The following is an 18108-nucleotide window of genomic DNA, read 5'->3' on the forward strand; positions in this document are numbered from 1 at the left end:
AAAAAAAGAACTTCTCGATACATTTTTCTCTTTTGGGTCAAAACACACTCGAAGAGATGATTTCAATTACTTAAATAACAGCATTTTAAATTATACGGTACTTGAATCTTATGTCGAACTCACGTTAATTAGAAAACATTATCGTAGTTTAGTTTTTTTTAAAACTAAGTTGAACAAAGAAAAGCATACACAGTTAATTAAAGCCGAAGCTAAGCGCCTTGGCTTTTTGTCTTGTGGTATCAGTAAAGCTGAGTTTTTAGAAGAAGAGGCACCAAGACTGGAAAAATGGCTCAACAATAATATGCACGGCGAAATGCGCTACATGGAAAATCATTTCGATAAGCGTCTTGATCCCACTTTGCTTGTTGAAGGTTCCAAAAGTGTGGTGTCATTGTTGCTCAACTATTATCCTTCAGAGTTTCAAAATAAAGATTCATTTAAGCTTTCCAAATACGCATACGGAACAGATTATCATTTCGTCATAAAGGATAAACTAAAGTCGTTATTGTCTTTTATTCAAGATGAAATTGGAAAAGTTTACGGCAGAGCCTTTGTAGACTCCGCACCAGTTTTAGACAAAGCCTGGGCAGCAAAATCAGGATTGGGTTGGATAGGAAAGCACTCCAACCTATTAACGCAACAGGTCGGTTCGTTTTATTTTATAGCTGAACTCATCATTGATTTAGAGTTGGACTACGACACCCCTGTAACAGATCATTGTGGTACATGTACGGCTTGTATAGATGCTTGCCCCACAGAAGCGATTACAGAACCTTATGTGGTGGATGGCAGTAAGTGCATTTCGTACTTTACGATTGAATTGAAGGACAATATTCCAAACGAATTTAAAGGTAAGTTTGATGATTGGATGTTTGGTTGTGATGTGTGCCAAGATGTTTGTCCTTGGAATCGGTTTTCTAAATCGCATAATGAGCCGTTGTTCAATCCGCATCCAGAATTATTATCCATGACCAAAAAAGATTGGGAAGAAATTACAGAAGACACATTTAAAAAGGTATTTAAAAAATCTGCTGTAAAACGGACCAAACTTTCCGGTTTAAAACGCAATATTGAGTTTTTGAGGGACTAATTGTTTTATATTACAATTTCATTAAGTAGTTTACAATTAGTCTAAGTTCAATACAATACAAATAGATTACCTATCGGTTAAAGATTTTTGAAAGTCATTATATAAGTAACGAGGAAAAATTCCAATCGAATTTTTTGTGTCGACATTGCAGAAATTATAAAGGCTTATTAATTCTAGACTCATTTCCAAGGACTCTGATTTTTTTGTTGAAAAATCAATAAGTTGATGATTTTCAGACCAACTATCATTGCGTATCTTTGCAGTTAATTCCTTTTAGATTATGAGTAAACAAAGTAAGCGTATAGAGGCATTGGTGTATCACGCCAAGCCTACTCCTGGTAAAATAAAAGTTGTTCCAACCAAAAAATACGCATCGCAACGCGACCTATCTTTAGCCTATTCTCCTGGTGTTGCAGAACCCTGTTTAGAAATTGAAAAAGAAGTTAATAATGTTTACAAGTACACGGCCAAAGGAAATTTGGTGGCTGTTATATCTAATGGAACTGCGGTTTTAGGCTTGGGAAATATTGGCCCTGAAGCATCAAAACCCGTCATGGAGGGCAAAGGATTGCTTTTTAAGATTTTTGCAGATATTGATGTTTTTGATATTGAAGTGGATACGGAAGATGTAGATGCTTTTATAGAAACCGTAAAAAATATAGCTCCTACTTTTGGAGGTATTAATCTTGAAGACATTAAGGCTCCTGAGGCCTTTGAGATCGAACGTCGATTAAAGGAAGAATTAGATATTCCTGTAATGCACGACGACCAACATGGAACAGCAATCATCTCTGCTGCTGCTTTACTCAACGCTCTCGAAATAGCCGAGAAAAATATTGAAGACGTAAAAATTGTGGTGAGCGGTGCAGGTGCAGCTGCCATATCTTGCACGCGTTTGTATCAAAGTTGTGGAGCCAAAGCAGAGCATATCGTAATGTTAGACAGTAAGGGCGTTATAAGAAAAGACAGAGAAAATCTAACACCACAGAAAACAGAATTTGCCACAGACAGAAAGATAGATACATTAGATGAAGCTATGAAAGAAGCAGATGTATTTATCGGATTATCCATGGCAGATATTGTAACCCCAGAGATGCTTAAATCTATGGCAAAAGACCCTATAGTTTTTGCTATGGCTAACCCAAATCCAGAAATAAGCTATCAGTTGGCTGTAGATACACGCGACGATATTATAATGGCAACTGGTCGCAGTGACCATCCTAACCAAGTAAACAATGTGTTAGGCTTTCCTTTCATCTTTAGAGGAGCCTTAGATGTTAGAGCCACAAAGATTAACGAAGCCATGAAGATGGCTGCTGTTAAAGCACTATCTCAATTGGCTAAAGAACCTGTGCCAGAACAAGTTAATTTGGCATATAATGAAACCCGTTTAACTTTTGGTAGAGATTATATTATTCCAAAACCATTTGACCCAAGATTGATTGCAGAAGTACCACCAGCCGTGGCAAAAGCAGCAATGGAAAGTGGTGTCGCAAAAGAGCCAATTGAAGATTGGGACCGTTATAAAAATTCATTACTCGAAAGATTGGGATCCGATAATAAATTAGTCCGTCAATTATTGGGCAGGGCACGTACAAACCCAAAGCGTGTTGTATTTGCAGAGGCAGACCAGTTAGATGTCCTCAAAGCGGCTCAGATAGTTTATGAAGAAGGTGTGGCTGAACCTATACTATTGGGAAGACGAGATGCTATTATCAGCTTAATGGAGGAATTGGAGTTCGATGCTGATGTACAGATCATAGATCCAAAATCTGATGAGGAAACAGAACGGAAAAACCGATATGCTCAAGCTTATTGGGAAAAACGTAAACGCCAAGGTGTAACCATATATTCGGCTGAAAAGAAAATGCGCGAGCGTAATTTTTATGCCGCAATGATGGTTAATGTTGGTGATGCAGATGCACTAATCACAGGCTACTCCCGTAGTTATCCGTCAGTCGTGAAACCAATGTTGGAATTAATAGGTATGGCTGAAGGAGTAGCTCGCGTAGCGACTACAAATGTTATGATGACCCAACGTGGCCCTATGTTCTTAAGTGATACCTCCATTAATATTAATCCTTCTGCAAAGGATTTAGCAAGGATTGCCCGTATGACATCACGAGTAGCAAAAATGTTTGGTACGGATCCTGTAACAGCAATGATATCGTATTCTAATTTTGGGTCATCAGAAAATCCTAGAGCTGAAAAAGTAAAAGAAGCTGTTGCATTTTTGCACAAAGCCTATCCAGAAATGGTTGTCGATGGGGAATTGCAAACCGATTTTGCGTTGAATTCTAAAATGCTACAGGATATTTTTCCATTTTCAAAATTAGCAGGTCATAAAGTAAATACGCTCATTTTTCCGAATTTAGATGCTGCAAACATAACCTATAAGCTGCTAAAAGAACTTAACAAAACAGAGTCTATAGGGCCTATAATGATGGGAATGGCAAAGCCAGTACACATTTTGCAATTGGGTGCTAGTGTAGACGAAATTGTAAACATGACGGCAATTGCTGTGATCGATGCGCAAGAGCGCGAAAAAAGACAACAAAGAGAGTTACTTCCTTAGTCTGTAACTTGCCCCTTGTAATGTAAATAATTTTATTACATTTGGGACGTTAACCTATGAATAGATTTATCAATCAATTATGGCTAAAGCACGATAGGCCATTTTCATGTATATGATAAGTTTCAATTAGCGTTAATCTAAGTAGATAGCTAGATTTTATGATTACGCACTTAGAGGGCAAACTTGTTGAAAAAAATCCTACAGATATTGTAATAGACTGCAATGGTGTGGGCTATTTTATTAATATATCACTTCATACATTTTCTCAAATCCCAGATAGAGAACATCTAAGATTATATACGTATTTACAAGTTAGAGAAGATTCTCATAGCCTTTATGGGTTTTCTTCTAAAGTTGAGCGCGAAATTTTCAAACTATTGATTTCTGTTAGTGGTATTGGTGCCAATACAGCACGTACGATGTTATCTTCATTAACTCCAGAGCAGGTAAAGGAAGGTATTGCAAGCGAAGATGTTACTCTAATACAGAGCGTGAAGGGGATCGGAGCGAAAACCGCACAACGTGTTATTATAGATTTAAAGGATAAAGTGTTAAAAGTCTATGGTATGGACGAACTTTCTTTAATACCAAACAATACGAATAAAGATGAAGCGTTATCTGCTTTAGATGTTTTAGGATTTAACAAAAAACAATCTGAAAAAGTTGTGGATAGAATTCTAAAAACTCAACCTGATGCCGAAGTAGAGCAAATTATAAAAGAAGCTCTAAAAAATTTATAATACAATTGAACAAAACTAACTATAATCATTTTAAATCAATCAGTCTTTACTTGTCGTTAGCCCTTATGATGCTAATGAACGTATCGGTTTTTGCACAAGAAACTGAGACCGAGCAAGATTCCACAAAGACAACATTTGCGTTTGGAAAGCTAAATATGCCAAATCCGAACAGTATTGTTTCAAAATATACATACGACCCTATTTTAGACCGTTATGTCTACACGGAAAAAATTGGAAGTTTCAATATCAATTACCCTTTAATCTTAACGCCGGCTGAATTTCAAAAGTTGGTATTAGAAGAAAAATTAAAGGAGTACTACAAACGCATGGCAGATGCTGCTGCTGGACAAAAAGAAGGCTCTGAGGAAGATCAAAAAAATCTATTGCCAGAATTTTATGTGAATTCAGGATTGTTTGAAACCATATTTGGCGGTAATACTATAAATGTTATTCCTAGTGGTTACGCAGAAGTAGATTTGGGGATATTATTTTCAAGACAAGATAATCCTGCGTTTTCGCCAAGAAACAGAACGAACTTTACCTTCGATTTCGACCAAAGGATTGGAATGAGTTTACTGGGAAAAGTAGGTACAAGACTTCAAGTGACTGCAAATTATGATACAGAAGCTACTTTCGATTTTCAACAACTCATAAAATTAGAGTATACACCGACCGAGGATGATATTGTAAGAAAGATTGAAGTTGGTAATGTAAATATGCCTTTAAACAGTTCGCTCATAACAGGTGCACAAAGTCTTTTTGGTGTTAAAACAGAATTGCAATTTGGAAAGACAAGAGTTACTGCGGTTTTTTCGGAGCAACAATCACAGTCTAGATCCGTTGTTGCTCAAGGTGGAGGAACTTTAGAAGAATTTGAGTTTTTTGCAAGAGATTATGACGAAAACAGACACTATTTCTTGGCACAGTACTTTAGAGACACTTATGATGATGCCTTGTTACAATACCCTTTTATTGATAATCAGGGGCTTCAAATTACAAGAGTTGAAGTTTGGGTAACCAATAGAAATAACCAAACCGATAATGTTAGAAATGTTTTAGCATTTCAGGATTTGGGAGAGTCAGAAGCACAAAATATAGGATTAAACCCTTTACCAGCAGGTTTTATAAACAGTCTTGGGGCATTACCAGATAATGGAAATAATGATTTTGACCCAACCAATATTGGAGGCGCAGGTTCTTTGCTGACAGAAGCCGTTAGAGATATTACAAATGTAGAATCTGGTGTGCAAGTAAATATAAATGAAGGTTTTGACTACGGAAAATTAGAAGCTGCCAGAAAACTTATAGAAGGGCGGGATTATGTTTTACATACAGAATTAGGATATATTTCTTTAAACCAGCGTTTGCTTAACGATGAAGTTTTGGCCGTAGCTTTTCAGTACACAAGAGGGGGAGAAGTATTTCAGGTTGGTGAGTTTGCTAATGATGGTGTCGATGCAACTGAAGTCAGCGATGGCAACAATGGCAACCAAGTGGTAAGTAACCAAAGTTTAGTCTTAAAAATGTTAAAGAGTGCTGTTACGGCAGTAGACCAACCAATTTGGGATTTAATGATGAAGAACATCTACGATACTGGTGCTTTTCAATTGAGTCAGGAAGATTTTAGATTAAACATTTTTTATACAGAAGCTTCACCTTTAAACTATATTACACCAGTTGAAGGTACCACATTTCCACCATTTGATAACAATACGCCTTTTACTGGCGATGATTCCGAAATTAACGAAACTCCTTTAATACGACTCTTTCATCTAGATCGACTTAATGTTAACAATGATCCTCAAGAAGGAGGTGATGGTTTTTTTGATTATGTATCAAATCCAATTATAACTGTTATACCGCAAAACGGTAAAATTGTATTTACAAAAGTAGAACCTTTTGGGCGTTACTTGTTCGATGTTTTAGATGATGACGGTAACCCCAATAATAATGATGCCGATTACGAACTAGATACATATCCAAACGAAAATCAAGAAAAGTACGTTTACGATTTACTGTATAAATCTACAAAAACACAGGCTTTAGACGAAGCAGAGAAAAATAAATTTGAAATTAAAGGACGCTTTAAAAGTAGTGGTGGTGATGGAGGTATTCCTATAGGTGCTTTTAATGTTCCTAGAGGTTCTGTAAGAGTTACAGCTGGCGGACGATTGCTGGTAGAAGGTATTGATTATACCGTAAACTATCAATTAGGGCGTGTTGAAATTTTGGACGAAGCCTTAAAAGCATCCAATACGCCAATCAATGTTTCTGTTGAGAACAATGCTGTTTTTGGGCAACAAACAAGACGATTTACGGGAGTTAATGTGGAGCATCAATTCAATGAAAATTTTGTTTTGGGCGCAACACTTTTAAACCTCAATGAACGACCAATTACACAAAAAGCCAATTTTAATTCCGAACCCATAAACAATACCATATTTGGTATCAATGGAAATTATTCTACTGAAGTACCATTCTTAACCCGTTTGGTAAATAAATTACCAAACGTAGATACTGATGTACCATCTAATGTCTCTCTTCGTGGTGAATTTGCATATTTGTTACCAGGAGCGCCAAATGGTACAGATTTTAATGGTGAAGCCACAGCATATATAGATGATTTTGAAGGTACCCAAGGATCTATCGATTTATTAAGTCCATTGTCTTGGTTTTTGTCAAGTAGACCACTTACAGTTAATGGAGTTGGTGAAAATCATCCTAGCAATGACAATGGTATTGAGAATGGTTATGATAGAGCTTTTCTAAACTGGTACACTATAGATCCAATTTTTTACAGTAATCAAAGACCAGGGGGAATTACTGATGATGATGTCTCAGATTTATATACCAGACGTGTCTTTATTGAAGAAATATTCCCAGAGGTAGATATTGTACAAGGACAGACTTCTGTAATTAACACTTTAGATTTAGCCTATTACCCAACGGAGCGTGGGCCTTATAATTTTGATCCAGCTGCAGCGAATAACCCATTGGATCCAACGCAGAGCTGGGCAGGTATTACAAGGCAAATTACGTCAACAGATTTTGAACAGGCTAATGTAGAATATATCGAGTTTTGGGTACAGGATCCGTTTTTAGATAATCCAGGGAGTACTGGCGGAAAATTGTTTGTTAACCTTGGTAATATTTCAGAAGACGTACTTAAGGATGGTAAAAAACAATACGAAAATGGATTGCCAGAAGATGGTAATATTGAATTTTTACAAACTAACGATCCATTATTGCCCAATAACCCTTATGTAGTACCGCAAAATCAATCTCTGATCTACACTTTTGCTACTACTGGACAGGAACGAGACAATCAAGATGTAGGTCTAGATGGTTACGATGATATTGAGGAGGTACAGTTGGTGCAAGATATTTATGCAGATGGTACCATCTTTGGCGAAGATCCTGCAAAAGATAACTATACCTATTATTTAAATACTGAAGGTAATATTTTTGAACGCTACAAGCAGTACAACGGACTGGAAGGGAACACACCAGATCTATTTACAGATACCAATAGAGGTTCTACAACACAACCAGATGTTGAGGATATTAACCGAGATAACACAATGAATACCATTGATAGTTATTTTGAGTATGAGGTAGAGATGAACCCTACGAACCTTAATATCAACAATCCTCAGATTAATGATGTTAAAACTAGAACGGTAACATTGCCAAACGGAACCCAAAGAGAAGTAAGATGGTATCAGTTTAGGTTGCCAATTAATGAAGAGACAAACAGAATAGGCGGTATTACTGATATTAGATCGGTGCGTTTTGCACGTTTGTACTTAGAAGATTTTACCGAAAATACAGTATTGCGTTTTGCCACTTTAGATTTAGTACGTAGCGATTGGAGACGTTACACATTGGATTTAGACAACGACACAAACAATAACAGTGCAAATGCAGAATTTAATGTAGCTATAGTTGGTGTTCAAGAAAATGATGGTGACTATGTAATTCCACCTGGTGTAAGACGAGAAGAGCTAAATAACAACAACAATATTATAAGACAGAACGAGCAATCTTTAGTGCTTCAGGCATGTGATTTAGAACCAACGGATTCTCGTGGGGTATTTAAGAACATTAATGTAGACATGCGTCAATATAAAAAATTGCGTATGTTTTTACATGCTGAAGCTCAAGAAGGTTCTACATTACAAGAAGGTGAAATAGTCGGTTTTATAAGAATGGGTAATGATTTTACGCAAAACTTCTATCAAATAGAAATACCGTTGTTGCCAACTGATTTGGTTGAAGGTGGTTCTCTTGAAGAACAAGTATGGCCAGAAGAAAATGAAATCAATATCCCACTTTCGTTTTTGCAAAAAATTAAAGCCTTAGGCATCGATAATGGTACGCTAGCCAATGTTGATCCAACCTATTACAATGTCATTGATGGTGACTTAAACGAAACCCCTTTAATTGATGGAAATGTTCCGTTTGATGATGTTATGACTGGAGGTGCAAAGCAGCAACGTATCGCTATAAAAGGTAATCCTAATTTTGGTGATATCAGAGTATTAATGGTTGGTGTAAAAAATTCTAATCCTGCAAATTCTGGATTAAACGTATGTGGGGAAGTTTGGTTTAATGAACTTCGTATGTCAGATCTAGAAAACGAAGGAGGTTGGGCTGCTGTGGTAAGTATGGATTCTAACATTGCAGACTTTATGGATGTTAGTGTTACAGGACGACGAAGTACTATTGGTTTTGGTAGTATAGATCAGGGGCCTAATGAGCGAAGCTTAGAAGATGTTAAACAATACGATTTTGTTACTAATATCCAACTTGGAAAATTGTTGCCTGAAAAATGGGGGGTTCAGATCCCGTTTAATTATGCACAGAGTGAAGAATTGATTACACCTAAATTCGATCAGTTTTATAATGACCTTACTTTAGAATCACGATTAGATGCTGCAGATAACAGTGCAGATGAAGATCGTATACGGAGACAATCTGAAGATTACACCAAAAGAAAAAGTATCAATTTTATCGGAGTGCGGAAGCAAAGAACTGGTGACAAGAAAAAACGATTCTATGATGTCGAGAATTTAACGTTCAATTACTCCTATAACAAAGTAGAGCATCGCGATTTCGAAATTGAGAATGCACTAGACCAAAACATAAGAGCTGGTGTTAACTATAATTATGCTTTTGAGCCTTTGCGAATAGAGCCTTTTAAAAAGAACGATTCGTTATTCACAGGAAAATATTGGAAGATTCTCAAGGACTTTAATTTTAACTTATTACCATCAAGTTTTTCGGTAAACACAGATATTAATAGACAGTTTAGTAAGCAAAAATTTAGGGAAGTAGAACTAGGAGGAGATAATATTGGTATTGAAGAATTGTTCAGAAGAAATTACACTTTCGATTTTCAGTATGCCATCAATTATAATCTAACAGATGCATTGAGCTTAAACTTTACAGCTGCCAATACCAATATTGTAAGAAACTATTTTATAGATGATCGCATCAACGGAAGACAAGACCCTAACTTAGATGTTTGGGATGGTTTCTTTGATTTTGGTGATCCCAACATACAGACACAACAGCTTCAGGTTAATTATGAGTTGCCGCTTTATAAAATACCAGCTTTAAGTTTCTTAAGAACAACATATGCCTATAATGGTACATTCCAGTGGCAAAAAGGTTCGGATCTCAATGAAGGTTTGCAATTAGAAGATCCTGATAACCCAGGTACTTTCAATTCATTTAACCTTGGACATTCCATTCAAAATTCCAATACCCATAATATTAATTCAACACTTAATATGGAAACCTTTTATAAGTCTGTAGGCTTAGTAAGAAAAGGAAAACAAAGAGGTAGAACAAGAAATTCGCAATCTAGATCCCGTAGAGCAACACCAGATGCATCATCAGAAAATAAAGATGAGCAGCAGCAGGCTAAAGACCCAAATAAATTGAGTACAGGTAAAAAGGCTTACAATACTATGGTAGATATTGTAACCATGATAAAGCGTATTCAGTTTGGTTATACCGAAAATAATGGTACATTTTTACCAGGCTACTTGCCAACACCAGGTTTTATTGGGACGTTACGACCAACTGTGGGCTATACATTTGGAAGTCAAAGAGATATTAGAGATGTTGTTGCTAGAGAAGGTTGGTTAACTACATTTCCGGAGTTTAATCAACAGTATACGGAAGTTACCAACAAAACATTGGATTATTCAATTAATTTAGAACCAATGCGAGATCTTAAAATAGACTTGATTGGTAACAGAACATATACAGAAAATATTACGCAAAACTTTAGAGGTTTAGACAATGACGGAGATGGATTTAGCGACGAGTATGAAGATTTAATTACCAATTCATTTGGTAACTTTAACATTTCTACGGCATTAATAAAAACAGCATTTAGTAAAAGTGATGAAAATCAATCTGTTGCTTTCGATGATTTTAGAGCAAATAGACTGGTTATAGCTAACCGTTTAGCAAGAGAATTTTATGGCAATACACCCTTTGGTACTGATTCAGAAGGCTATCCTGAAGGTTTTGGAAAAAACAGTCAACGTGTATTGTTACCAGCATTTTTAGCAGCTTATCAAGGTTCAGACCCAGAAAAGATAACCACTAGAGCCTTTAGAGATGTGCCAATTCCTAATTGGACGTTGAAGTACACAGGGCTAATGAAAATCCCTTGGTTTAAGAAAACATTCAGACGTTTTTCCATTCAACATGGGTATAGATCGAGATATACCATTAATCAGTTTAGAACCAATTTGGATTTTGAGCAATACGACACTGGTTTGGATTACGATGATCCACAGAATGCAGATGCGCTTGATCAAGCAGGTAATATAAAAGCAAGAACACTTTACAGCAATATAAATTTAGAAGAACAATTCAGCCCTTTAATCCGTTTAGAGTTTGAAATGAAAAATTCTATAAAGGTATTGGCAGAAATAGCTACCGACAGGTTGTTGTCACTAAGCTTTGACAATAATTTAATGACGGAAGTACAGGGAAGAGAGTATACCTTAGGCTTAGGATATCGTATTAAAGATTTAAGAATTCGTTCTGCATTGGCTGGTCCAAAACAAATTATTAAAAGTGATTTAAATATGAGAGCGGATGTTTCGGTGAGGGACAATAAAACAATCGTTAGATATTTAGACTTAGAAAATAATCAAATAACAGCTGGCCAGACAATTTGGGGATTAAAATATACAGCAGATTATGCATTTAGTAAAAATCTCACAGCCATTTTCTACTTTGACTATACATTTTCTGATTTTGCAATTTCTACATCTTTCCCACAAACATCTATAAGATCAGGTATCACTCTACGCTATAACTTCGGAAATTAATTTTAGTTGTTAATTTTGAAAAGAAGCGATTAAAAAATTACATTTGCTTTATTAATATTTATATAACTTCAAAATGAATATACCATCAGAATTAAAGTACACTAAAGATCACGAATGGATAAAAATTGATGGCGATGTTGCCAAAGTTGGTATTACAGATTTTGCCCAAGGCGAATTGGGGGATATTGTCTATGTAGAAGTAGATACTTTAGATGAAACGCTTGATATTGAAGAGGTTTTTGGTACTGTTGAGGCTGTTAAAACTGTTTCTGATTTGTTTTTGCCTTTGTCAGGAGAAATTATTGAATTCAACGAAAATCTAGAAGACGAACCAGAAAAAGTAAATACAGATCCTTATGGTGATGGATGGATGATAAAGCTGAAAATATCCGATGCTTCCCAAGTAGATGGTTTGTTGTCTGCTGAGGATTACAAAGCCCTTATTAGTGGTTAAAAAGTTGTTTTTAACAGCTTCAATAGTTTATACTATTGCGCTTGTTATTGCAAGCCTGGTCAATCTTAACAGTGTGCCGAGTTTGGGTTCATCTTTTGATGACAAAATTTACCATTGTATTGCTTATCTCGGACTTGCATTTTTATGGATGACATATTTTAAACCATCAACCCAAAAGCATATTAAAGTTATTGTATTTATAGGTGTAATTTTATTTGGTATTATTTTAGAACTGGTTCAGCATCTAATCAATCCAAACAGAACATACGATAATTACGATTTAATGGCCAACTGCATAGGAGTATTACTTGGCACATTAATTGCAGTGAGATTACAGATAATTACGTTAAAATAATATCAAGTGTTGCATTTTTAGTTATTATTTAGTTAAATTAGCCACACTCTATAAAGATAAACACTATGGAACATAAAAAGAATCCAAAATCCGATGTAAGTCGTAATAGCTCACTCTATTTTGCGGTTGGACTTGCCTTAATGTTGGCTATTTCATACATGGCAATTAATTACAAATCGTATGATAAGAAAGACGTTGTTGCAGATACCCTCAATTTAGATGACGAGTTAGAAGAGGAAATACCGATTACGCAACAATTGGTTACGCCACCACCTCCACCACCTCCACCACCAGCTCCACCAGAAATCATCGAAGTTGTGGAAGATGATGTAGAGGTAGAGGAAACAGTAGTTGAATCTACTGAAACTGAAATGGAAACAGAAATTGTAGAAGTAGAAGAGGTAGCTGTAGCAGAAGTAGAGGAAGTTCTCGAGGTGCCTTTTTCAGTCATTGAAAATGTTCCTGTCTTTCCTGGTTGTGAAAACGAAAAAGGCAACGAAGCTAAAAAAGCCTGTATGTCTGAGAAAGTAAAAAAGATGGTAAATAGAAAGTTTAACAAAGATCTTGCTGGCGATTTAGGATTACAGCCAGGTAAAAAGAAGATTTTTGTGTCTTTTAAAATAGATAAGAATGGAAATGTAGTACAAGTTGGTGCACGTGGTCCACATCCTGCTCTAGAAAAAGAAGCAAAACGTGTTATTAATCTTTTGCCTAAGATGAAACCAGGTAAACAAAGAGGTAAAGCCGTTATTGTACCATACTCATTACCAATTGTATTCCAAGTACAAGACTAAAAAATTTAAATACATTACATATAAAAATCCCGTTCAAAATTAATTGAACGGGATTTTCGTTTTGGTATGCTTATTGTGACTTTATCATAATATTAACATTTTAAATCACATGTATTATGAAAAATTCTAAAAAAACCTTCAGTGGTGTTGGTCAGAACACTACTGAAGTAAAGAAATCACAAAAGCATGATGCAAATTTACAAAAAAACTCAACCCTATATTTCCAAATAGGGTTGATTCTTTGTTTATTGGGCACTTATGCACTTTTTGAAATGCAGTTTCAAGACAGTAAAATTGTTGTTGATAGTTTAACGGTTGAAGAAGTTGCGACTATTGATGTCGCCCCAGATTACAGGGTTAAAGTTGAGCAAAAGAATGAACCGAAATCTAAAGTAGAGCGCAGTAATAAAATAATTGATAAGGTTAAAGAAGTATCAAATGAAACTAAAATAGTAGAAAAAGAACTTTTTACGCCAGATTCTTCAGATCAACCCTCAGAACCAGCAAACCCTGGGGACTTTTCAGAGAATAATGACCCTGTAGATGATGAAGTCTTTGTTCCTTTTCCATTAATAGAAAAAGTACCTGTTTATCCAGGTTGTGAAAAGTACGATTCTAATGAAGCACGCAAAGAATGCATGTCTAAAAAGATTACCAAATTAGTTGGGAGAAAATTCAATACAAGTGTCGGTGAGAGATATGGTATTACTGGCCTGCAAAAAATTCAAACGCAATTTACAGTAGATAAAAATGGAAATGTTACCGATGTTAAGGTAAGGGCTCCGCACCCAGCACTAGAAAAAGAAGCAAAACGAGTTATAGATAAGATACCACATATGAAGCCGGGTATTCAAAAAGATAAACCAGTAGGCGTAATTTATACACTTCCTATTACTTTTCAGGTAAATAATTAAAAATGTATACTTTTCAACATTCAAAACCGTTAGCAAAATGCTAACGGTTTTTTGTTTTAGGCATACTGAAAAAAATAAGTATCTTTCTGCCTTCAAAACAACGTCTTTTTTATGAAGCATATTTGGCTTGTAACGCTTTTACTGACCTCTTTTTTAAGTAGTGCCCAAACAATTTCAACATACGAAAAGCCACCTGTTTTCAGTGAATGCGATTCGCTTGCCGTCAACCAATTAAAATCATGCTTTAACTACTCGCTAAATAACTTCATCTATAAAAATTTTAACGTACCAAAAGTTGTTGTTGATGAAGATTATAAAGGCGACATACAGGTGCTATTTGAAGTTAATAAAGAAGGAGCGTTTAAAGTAGTCTATACCGATGCGCTTTATGACGAATTAAAAGATGAAGCCAAACGTGTCTTTGAGATGCTTCCTAAAATTAAACCTGCAACTTACAATGGCAGGGCAACCTTTATACAATATAGTATTAATATTGCAATTCCTCTGATCGAACCAATTAGGGAAGAAGATAAAATCAAACACGTTCAATTATCAAAAAGTGATAGTCTTAATGCCACTTTATCTGATGAATTTGATAAGGTCAATGCAGAGCTTAAACCATACGAAAAACTAGAATATAGTAGTCAATTAAATGTGCCATTTACCCATTCTTACTATGCACGATTTGATGACGAGATGAATGCTATAGGGACTAACAGCCACACAGCAGCTAAACCCTTTGTGTATAGTGATGTAGAGCGTTATTATGATATTAAGGCTGAAAAAGAAAGTTTGGCAAAAGATACAGATTCTTGGTTGGGTAGAAAATTATATAATGAGCACTTAGTAGAGGTACAAGGTAAAGACTATTGGTTTACGGTAGACCCTATTTTGGATTTGCAAGTTGGGTCAGATGCTGAAGCTGATTACAGTACATGGAATAACACCAGAGGTGTTTTTATACAAGCAGGGTTGGGGAAACGTTTCAATTTATCGGCTTCGGTTTACGAAAGTCAAGGCCGCTTTGCAGAATATTTTAATCGTTATGCAGAGAGCTTAAAAGCTTTTGGGCCAGATCCAGCCATTATACCTGGACGAGGTATCGCTAAACGTTTTAAGGAGAACTCCTATGATTACCCAGTTGCGGAAGCTTATTTATCATATACACCAGCTGATTTTTTAAATATTCAGTTTGGTCACGGAAAAAACTTTATAGGTGATGGTTATCGTTCCCTGTTTCAAAGCGATGTAGCCAGTCCTTATCCATTTTTAAAATTGAATGCTAGTTTCTGGAAAATAAAATACACAAGCACTTGGATGTGGTTAAAGGATGTACGTCCAGAAGTTTTGGAAGACGATGCTTTTTTAACTAAGTATATGGCAAACCATTATTTGAGTTGGAATGTGTCTAAACGTTTAAACATCGGGTTGTTTGAATCTGTAATGTGGGCAGATACTAACGGAAGGGGTTTTGATGTTAATTATCTCAACCCAATTATATTTTTTAGGGCTATTGAGTTCCAAACTGGACAAGGTGCTGGTAACGCAATTCTAGGGTTAAGCGGAAAATACAAATGGAACAATAAAGTGAATCTTTACGGACAATTTATTTTAGATGAATTTTCTTTAAGTGATGTTACAGCAGGAAATAAGAGTTGGAAAAACAAGTTCGGCTTTCAATTAGGGGCAAAATATTTCAATGCTTTTGGGGTTAATAATTTATTACTTCAGGCTGAATATAACCAAGTGCGTCCATACACCTATTCGCACAATACTGAAATTTTAAACTATGCGCATTTCAATCAGCCCATGGCACATCTTTGGGGAGCAAATTTCAGAGAGTTGGTATTAATAGGACGCTATAATTACAAGCGTTGGTTTGCTGATGCCAAATTCATTATTGGTCAACGTGGATTCGACTTTAATACAGATGAGGATAGCTTTGCTTATGGAGGCGATATCTATACCAATGAAAACAATCGTGTTGCTGACATAGGTATAACCATAGGGCAGGGAAATAAGACAAATAGTTTTATGACAGAACTACAAGCAGGTTACTTATTGAATCCAGAAACCAACTTAAAGCTCTTTACAAATATTATCTATAGAGATTTTAACCCTGAGGCCACAACACTTTCCACTATGGCATCAAACACACTTTGGTTCAGTATAGGTGTAAGAACAGACTTGTTTAACTGGTATAATGATTTTTAGTTTTTGGGGCTGCATATAAAACTATGACCTTACGTTGGTTAGAAGTAAATTTCAGACTATCTTTGCACTCGCTAAGAATAGAACAAAAAACACACGGCTTGAGCAGCACAAAATCTTCGGTTTCAACAGCTTCAGCGCTTACGGATTTTAAGGAAATCACAAAAATGGGATTGTCCATAAGTGTTGTATTTTCTGCAATTGCGGGTTATTTACTAGGTGTAGAGTCCATAAGTTTTACTACGTTGCTGTTATTGGCATTTGGAGGTTATTTTATGGTTGGTGCATCCAACGCTTATAACCAAATCATTGAGCGCGATTTAGATGCGCTAATGGATAGAACAAAAAACAGACCTATTCCCTCAGGTCGTATGTCTGTAAATACAGCATTTGTAATCGCAACATCTTTTACAGTTTTAGGATTGATTACCTTATATGTTATCAACCCCAAAACCGCGATGTATGGTGCAATATCCATATTTTTATATACCAGTGTTTACACACCTTTAAAGACAAAAACATCATTAGCTGTTTTTGTTGGTGCATTACCTGGAGCCATTCCTTTTATGTTGGGTTGGGTAGCAGCACGTAACGATTTTGGTATTGAACCGGGAACTTTATTTGCCATTCAATTCTTTTGGCAGTTTCCACATTTTTGGTCCATTGGTTGGTTTTTATACGAAGATTACAAAAAAGGGGGCTTTTTTATGTTGCCAACAGGAAAACCAGATAAAGGAACAGCAGTACAGATTATTATGTATAGTGTTTGGACGGTTATTGTATCTATAATACCGGTTTTTGGTTTTACAGGAGATTTGAAACTATCTATCGTTGGTGCGGCGTTGGTGTTTTTATTGGGTATGGTAATGTTGGTATATGCATTTAAATTATTTCAAAAGCGCTCAATTAAAGCCGCCAAACAACTAATGCTGTCTAGCGTATTTTATATTACCATGTTGCAGATTATATATGTTGCAGATAAATTTTTAAGATAAATGGATTTAACACAAGGTACACCAGAAGAGAAAAGAGCAAGATCTAAAAAGATGATGCTGTGGTTTGGAATAGGCTCATTGCTTATGTCTTTTGCTGGTCTAATCAGTGCATTTATAGTAAGTAGCAAACAACGTCTTAATAAAGATTGGCTAAGTGATTTTGAATTACCAGATGCTTTCTTAATCAGTTTAATATTGATTTTGGTGAGTAGTCTCACCTTTATTATGGCAAAGCGTTCTCTAAAACAGAACAATAGGCAAATGACTGCAATTTGGTTGTTGGTGACATTGGCTTTGGGAATTGCATTTGTTTTTAGTCAATTTGAAGGCTTCAGGCAAATCATTCAGACGGGTTATAATTTTACTGGGCCGACGAGCAATATTACCATGTCCTATATTTATTTAATAGCTGTTGTGCATATAGGTCACGTCATTGCTGGGTTGATATGTATAATTGTTGTAATTTATAATCATTTTAAACAAAAGTATAATGCCAACAATATGTTGGGTTTAGAACTTGCTGCAAATTTTTGGCATTTCGTAGATATACTTTGGCTTGTGCTCTTTTTGTTTTTATATTTTTTTAGATATATAATTTGATTATTTTTGTCCAACCTTAAAA

The 18108-nt window shown here is 35.7% G+C and carries 11 protein-coding genes; all 11 read left to right on the forward strand.

What is annotated here, in order from left to right:
• Positions 1-169: 169 nt before the first annotated feature.
• Positions 170-1090, forward strand: coding sequence for a tRNA epoxyqueuosine(34) reductase QueG (gene queG / locus KCG49_RS11195; protein ID WP_218546568.1), 921 nt, complete (start codon positions 170-172; stop codon positions 1088-1090).
• A gap of 280 nt (positions 1091-1370) precedes the next feature.
• Positions 1371-3665: an NADP-dependent malic enzyme gene (locus KCG49_RS11200; protein WP_218546569.1), complete on the forward strand. Its 2295-nt coding sequence runs from the start codon at positions 1371-1373 to the stop codon at positions 3663-3665.
• Between the two features lie 158 nt (positions 3666-3823).
• A complete protein-coding gene (gene ruvA, locus KCG49_RS11205; protein WP_218546570.1) occupies positions 3824-4405 on the forward strand; it encodes a Holliday junction branch migration protein RuvA in 582 nt (193 codons plus the stop codon).
• Positions 4406-4410: 5 nt separating this feature from the next.
• Positions 4411-11763, forward strand: coding sequence for a T9SS outer membrane translocon Sov/SprA (gene sov / locus KCG49_RS11210; RefSeq protein ID WP_501037673.1), 7353 nt, complete (start codon positions 4411-4413; stop codon positions 11761-11763).
• Between the two features lie 73 nt (positions 11764-11836).
• A complete protein-coding gene (gcvH, locus tag KCG49_RS11215; protein WP_218546572.1) occupies positions 11837-12217 on the forward strand; it encodes a glycine cleavage system protein GcvH in 381 nt (126 codons plus the stop codon).
• The gene (locus tag KCG49_RS11220) at positions 12210-12572 is read left to right on the forward strand and encodes a VanZ family protein (protein ID WP_218546573.1); all 363 of its coding nucleotides are present in this window, start codon (positions 12210-12212) and stop codon (positions 12570-12572) included. The genes gcvH and KCG49_RS11220 overlap by 8 nt, the downstream gene beginning before the upstream one ends.
• Before the next feature lie 65 nt (positions 12573-12637).
• On the forward strand, positions 12638-13366 hold the full coding sequence (locus KCG49_RS11225) for an energy transducer TonB (RefSeq protein WP_218546575.1): 729 nt from the start codon (positions 12638-12640) through the stop codon (positions 13364-13366).
• 116 nt (positions 13367-13482) lie between these two features.
• Positions 13483-14280: an energy transducer TonB gene (locus KCG49_RS11230; RefSeq protein WP_218546577.1), complete on the forward strand. Its 798-nt coding sequence runs from the start codon at positions 13483-13485 to the stop codon at positions 14278-14280.
• A gap of 111 nt (positions 14281-14391) precedes the next feature.
• Positions 14392-16494, forward strand: coding sequence for a gliding motility outer membrane protein RemB (gene remB / locus KCG49_RS11235; protein WP_218546579.1), 2103 nt, complete (start codon positions 14392-14394; stop codon positions 16492-16494).
• A gap of 98 nt (positions 16495-16592) precedes the next feature.
• Positions 16593-17486 carry a heme o synthase gene (gene cyoE / locus KCG49_RS11240; protein ID WP_218546581.1) on the forward strand — a complete coding sequence of 298 codons (894 nt, stop codon included), beginning with the start codon at positions 16593-16595 and terminating at the stop codon, positions 17484-17486.
• The gene (locus KCG49_RS11245) at positions 17487-18086 is read left to right on the forward strand and encodes a cytochrome c oxidase subunit 3 (RefSeq protein WP_218546583.1); all 600 of its coding nucleotides are present in this window, start codon (positions 17487-17489) and stop codon (positions 18084-18086) included.
• The last annotated feature ends 22 nt before the right edge of the window (positions 18087-18108 follow it).

Source organism: Winogradskyella luteola (assembly GCF_019203985.1).
Lineage (GTDB): Bacteria > Bacteroidota > Bacteroidia > Flavobacteriales > Flavobacteriaceae > Winogradskyella > Winogradskyella luteola.

What these genes read in the sequence shown, in the direction of transcription:
- ruvA (WP_218546570.1), top strand. Translation starts at nt 3,824, where the DNA reads ATGATTACGCACTTAGAGGGCAAACTTGTTGAAAAAAATCCTACAGAT.
- KCG49_RS11230 (WP_218546577.1), top strand. Translation starts at nt 13,483, where the DNA reads ATGAAAAATTCTAAAAAAACCTTCAGTGGTGTTGGTCAGAACACTACT.
- KCG49_RS11200 (WP_218546569.1), top strand. Translation starts at nt 1,371, where the DNA reads ATGAGTAAACAAAGTAAGCGTATAGAGGCATTGGTGTATCACGCCAAG.
- KCG49_RS11245 (WP_218546583.1), top strand. Translation starts at nt 17,487, where the DNA reads ATGGATTTAACACAAGGTACACCAGAAGAGAAAAGAGCAAGATCTAAA.
- remB (WP_218546579.1), top strand. Translation starts at nt 14,392, where the DNA reads ATGAAGCATATTTGGCTTGTAACGCTTTTACTGACCTCTTTTTTAAGT.
- gcvH (WP_218546572.1), top strand. Translation starts at nt 11,837, where the DNA reads ATGAATATACCATCAGAATTAAAGTACACTAAAGATCACGAATGGATA.
- KCG49_RS11225 (WP_218546575.1), top strand. Translation starts at nt 12,638, where the DNA reads ATGGAACATAAAAAGAATCCAAAATCCGATGTAAGTCGTAATAGCTCA.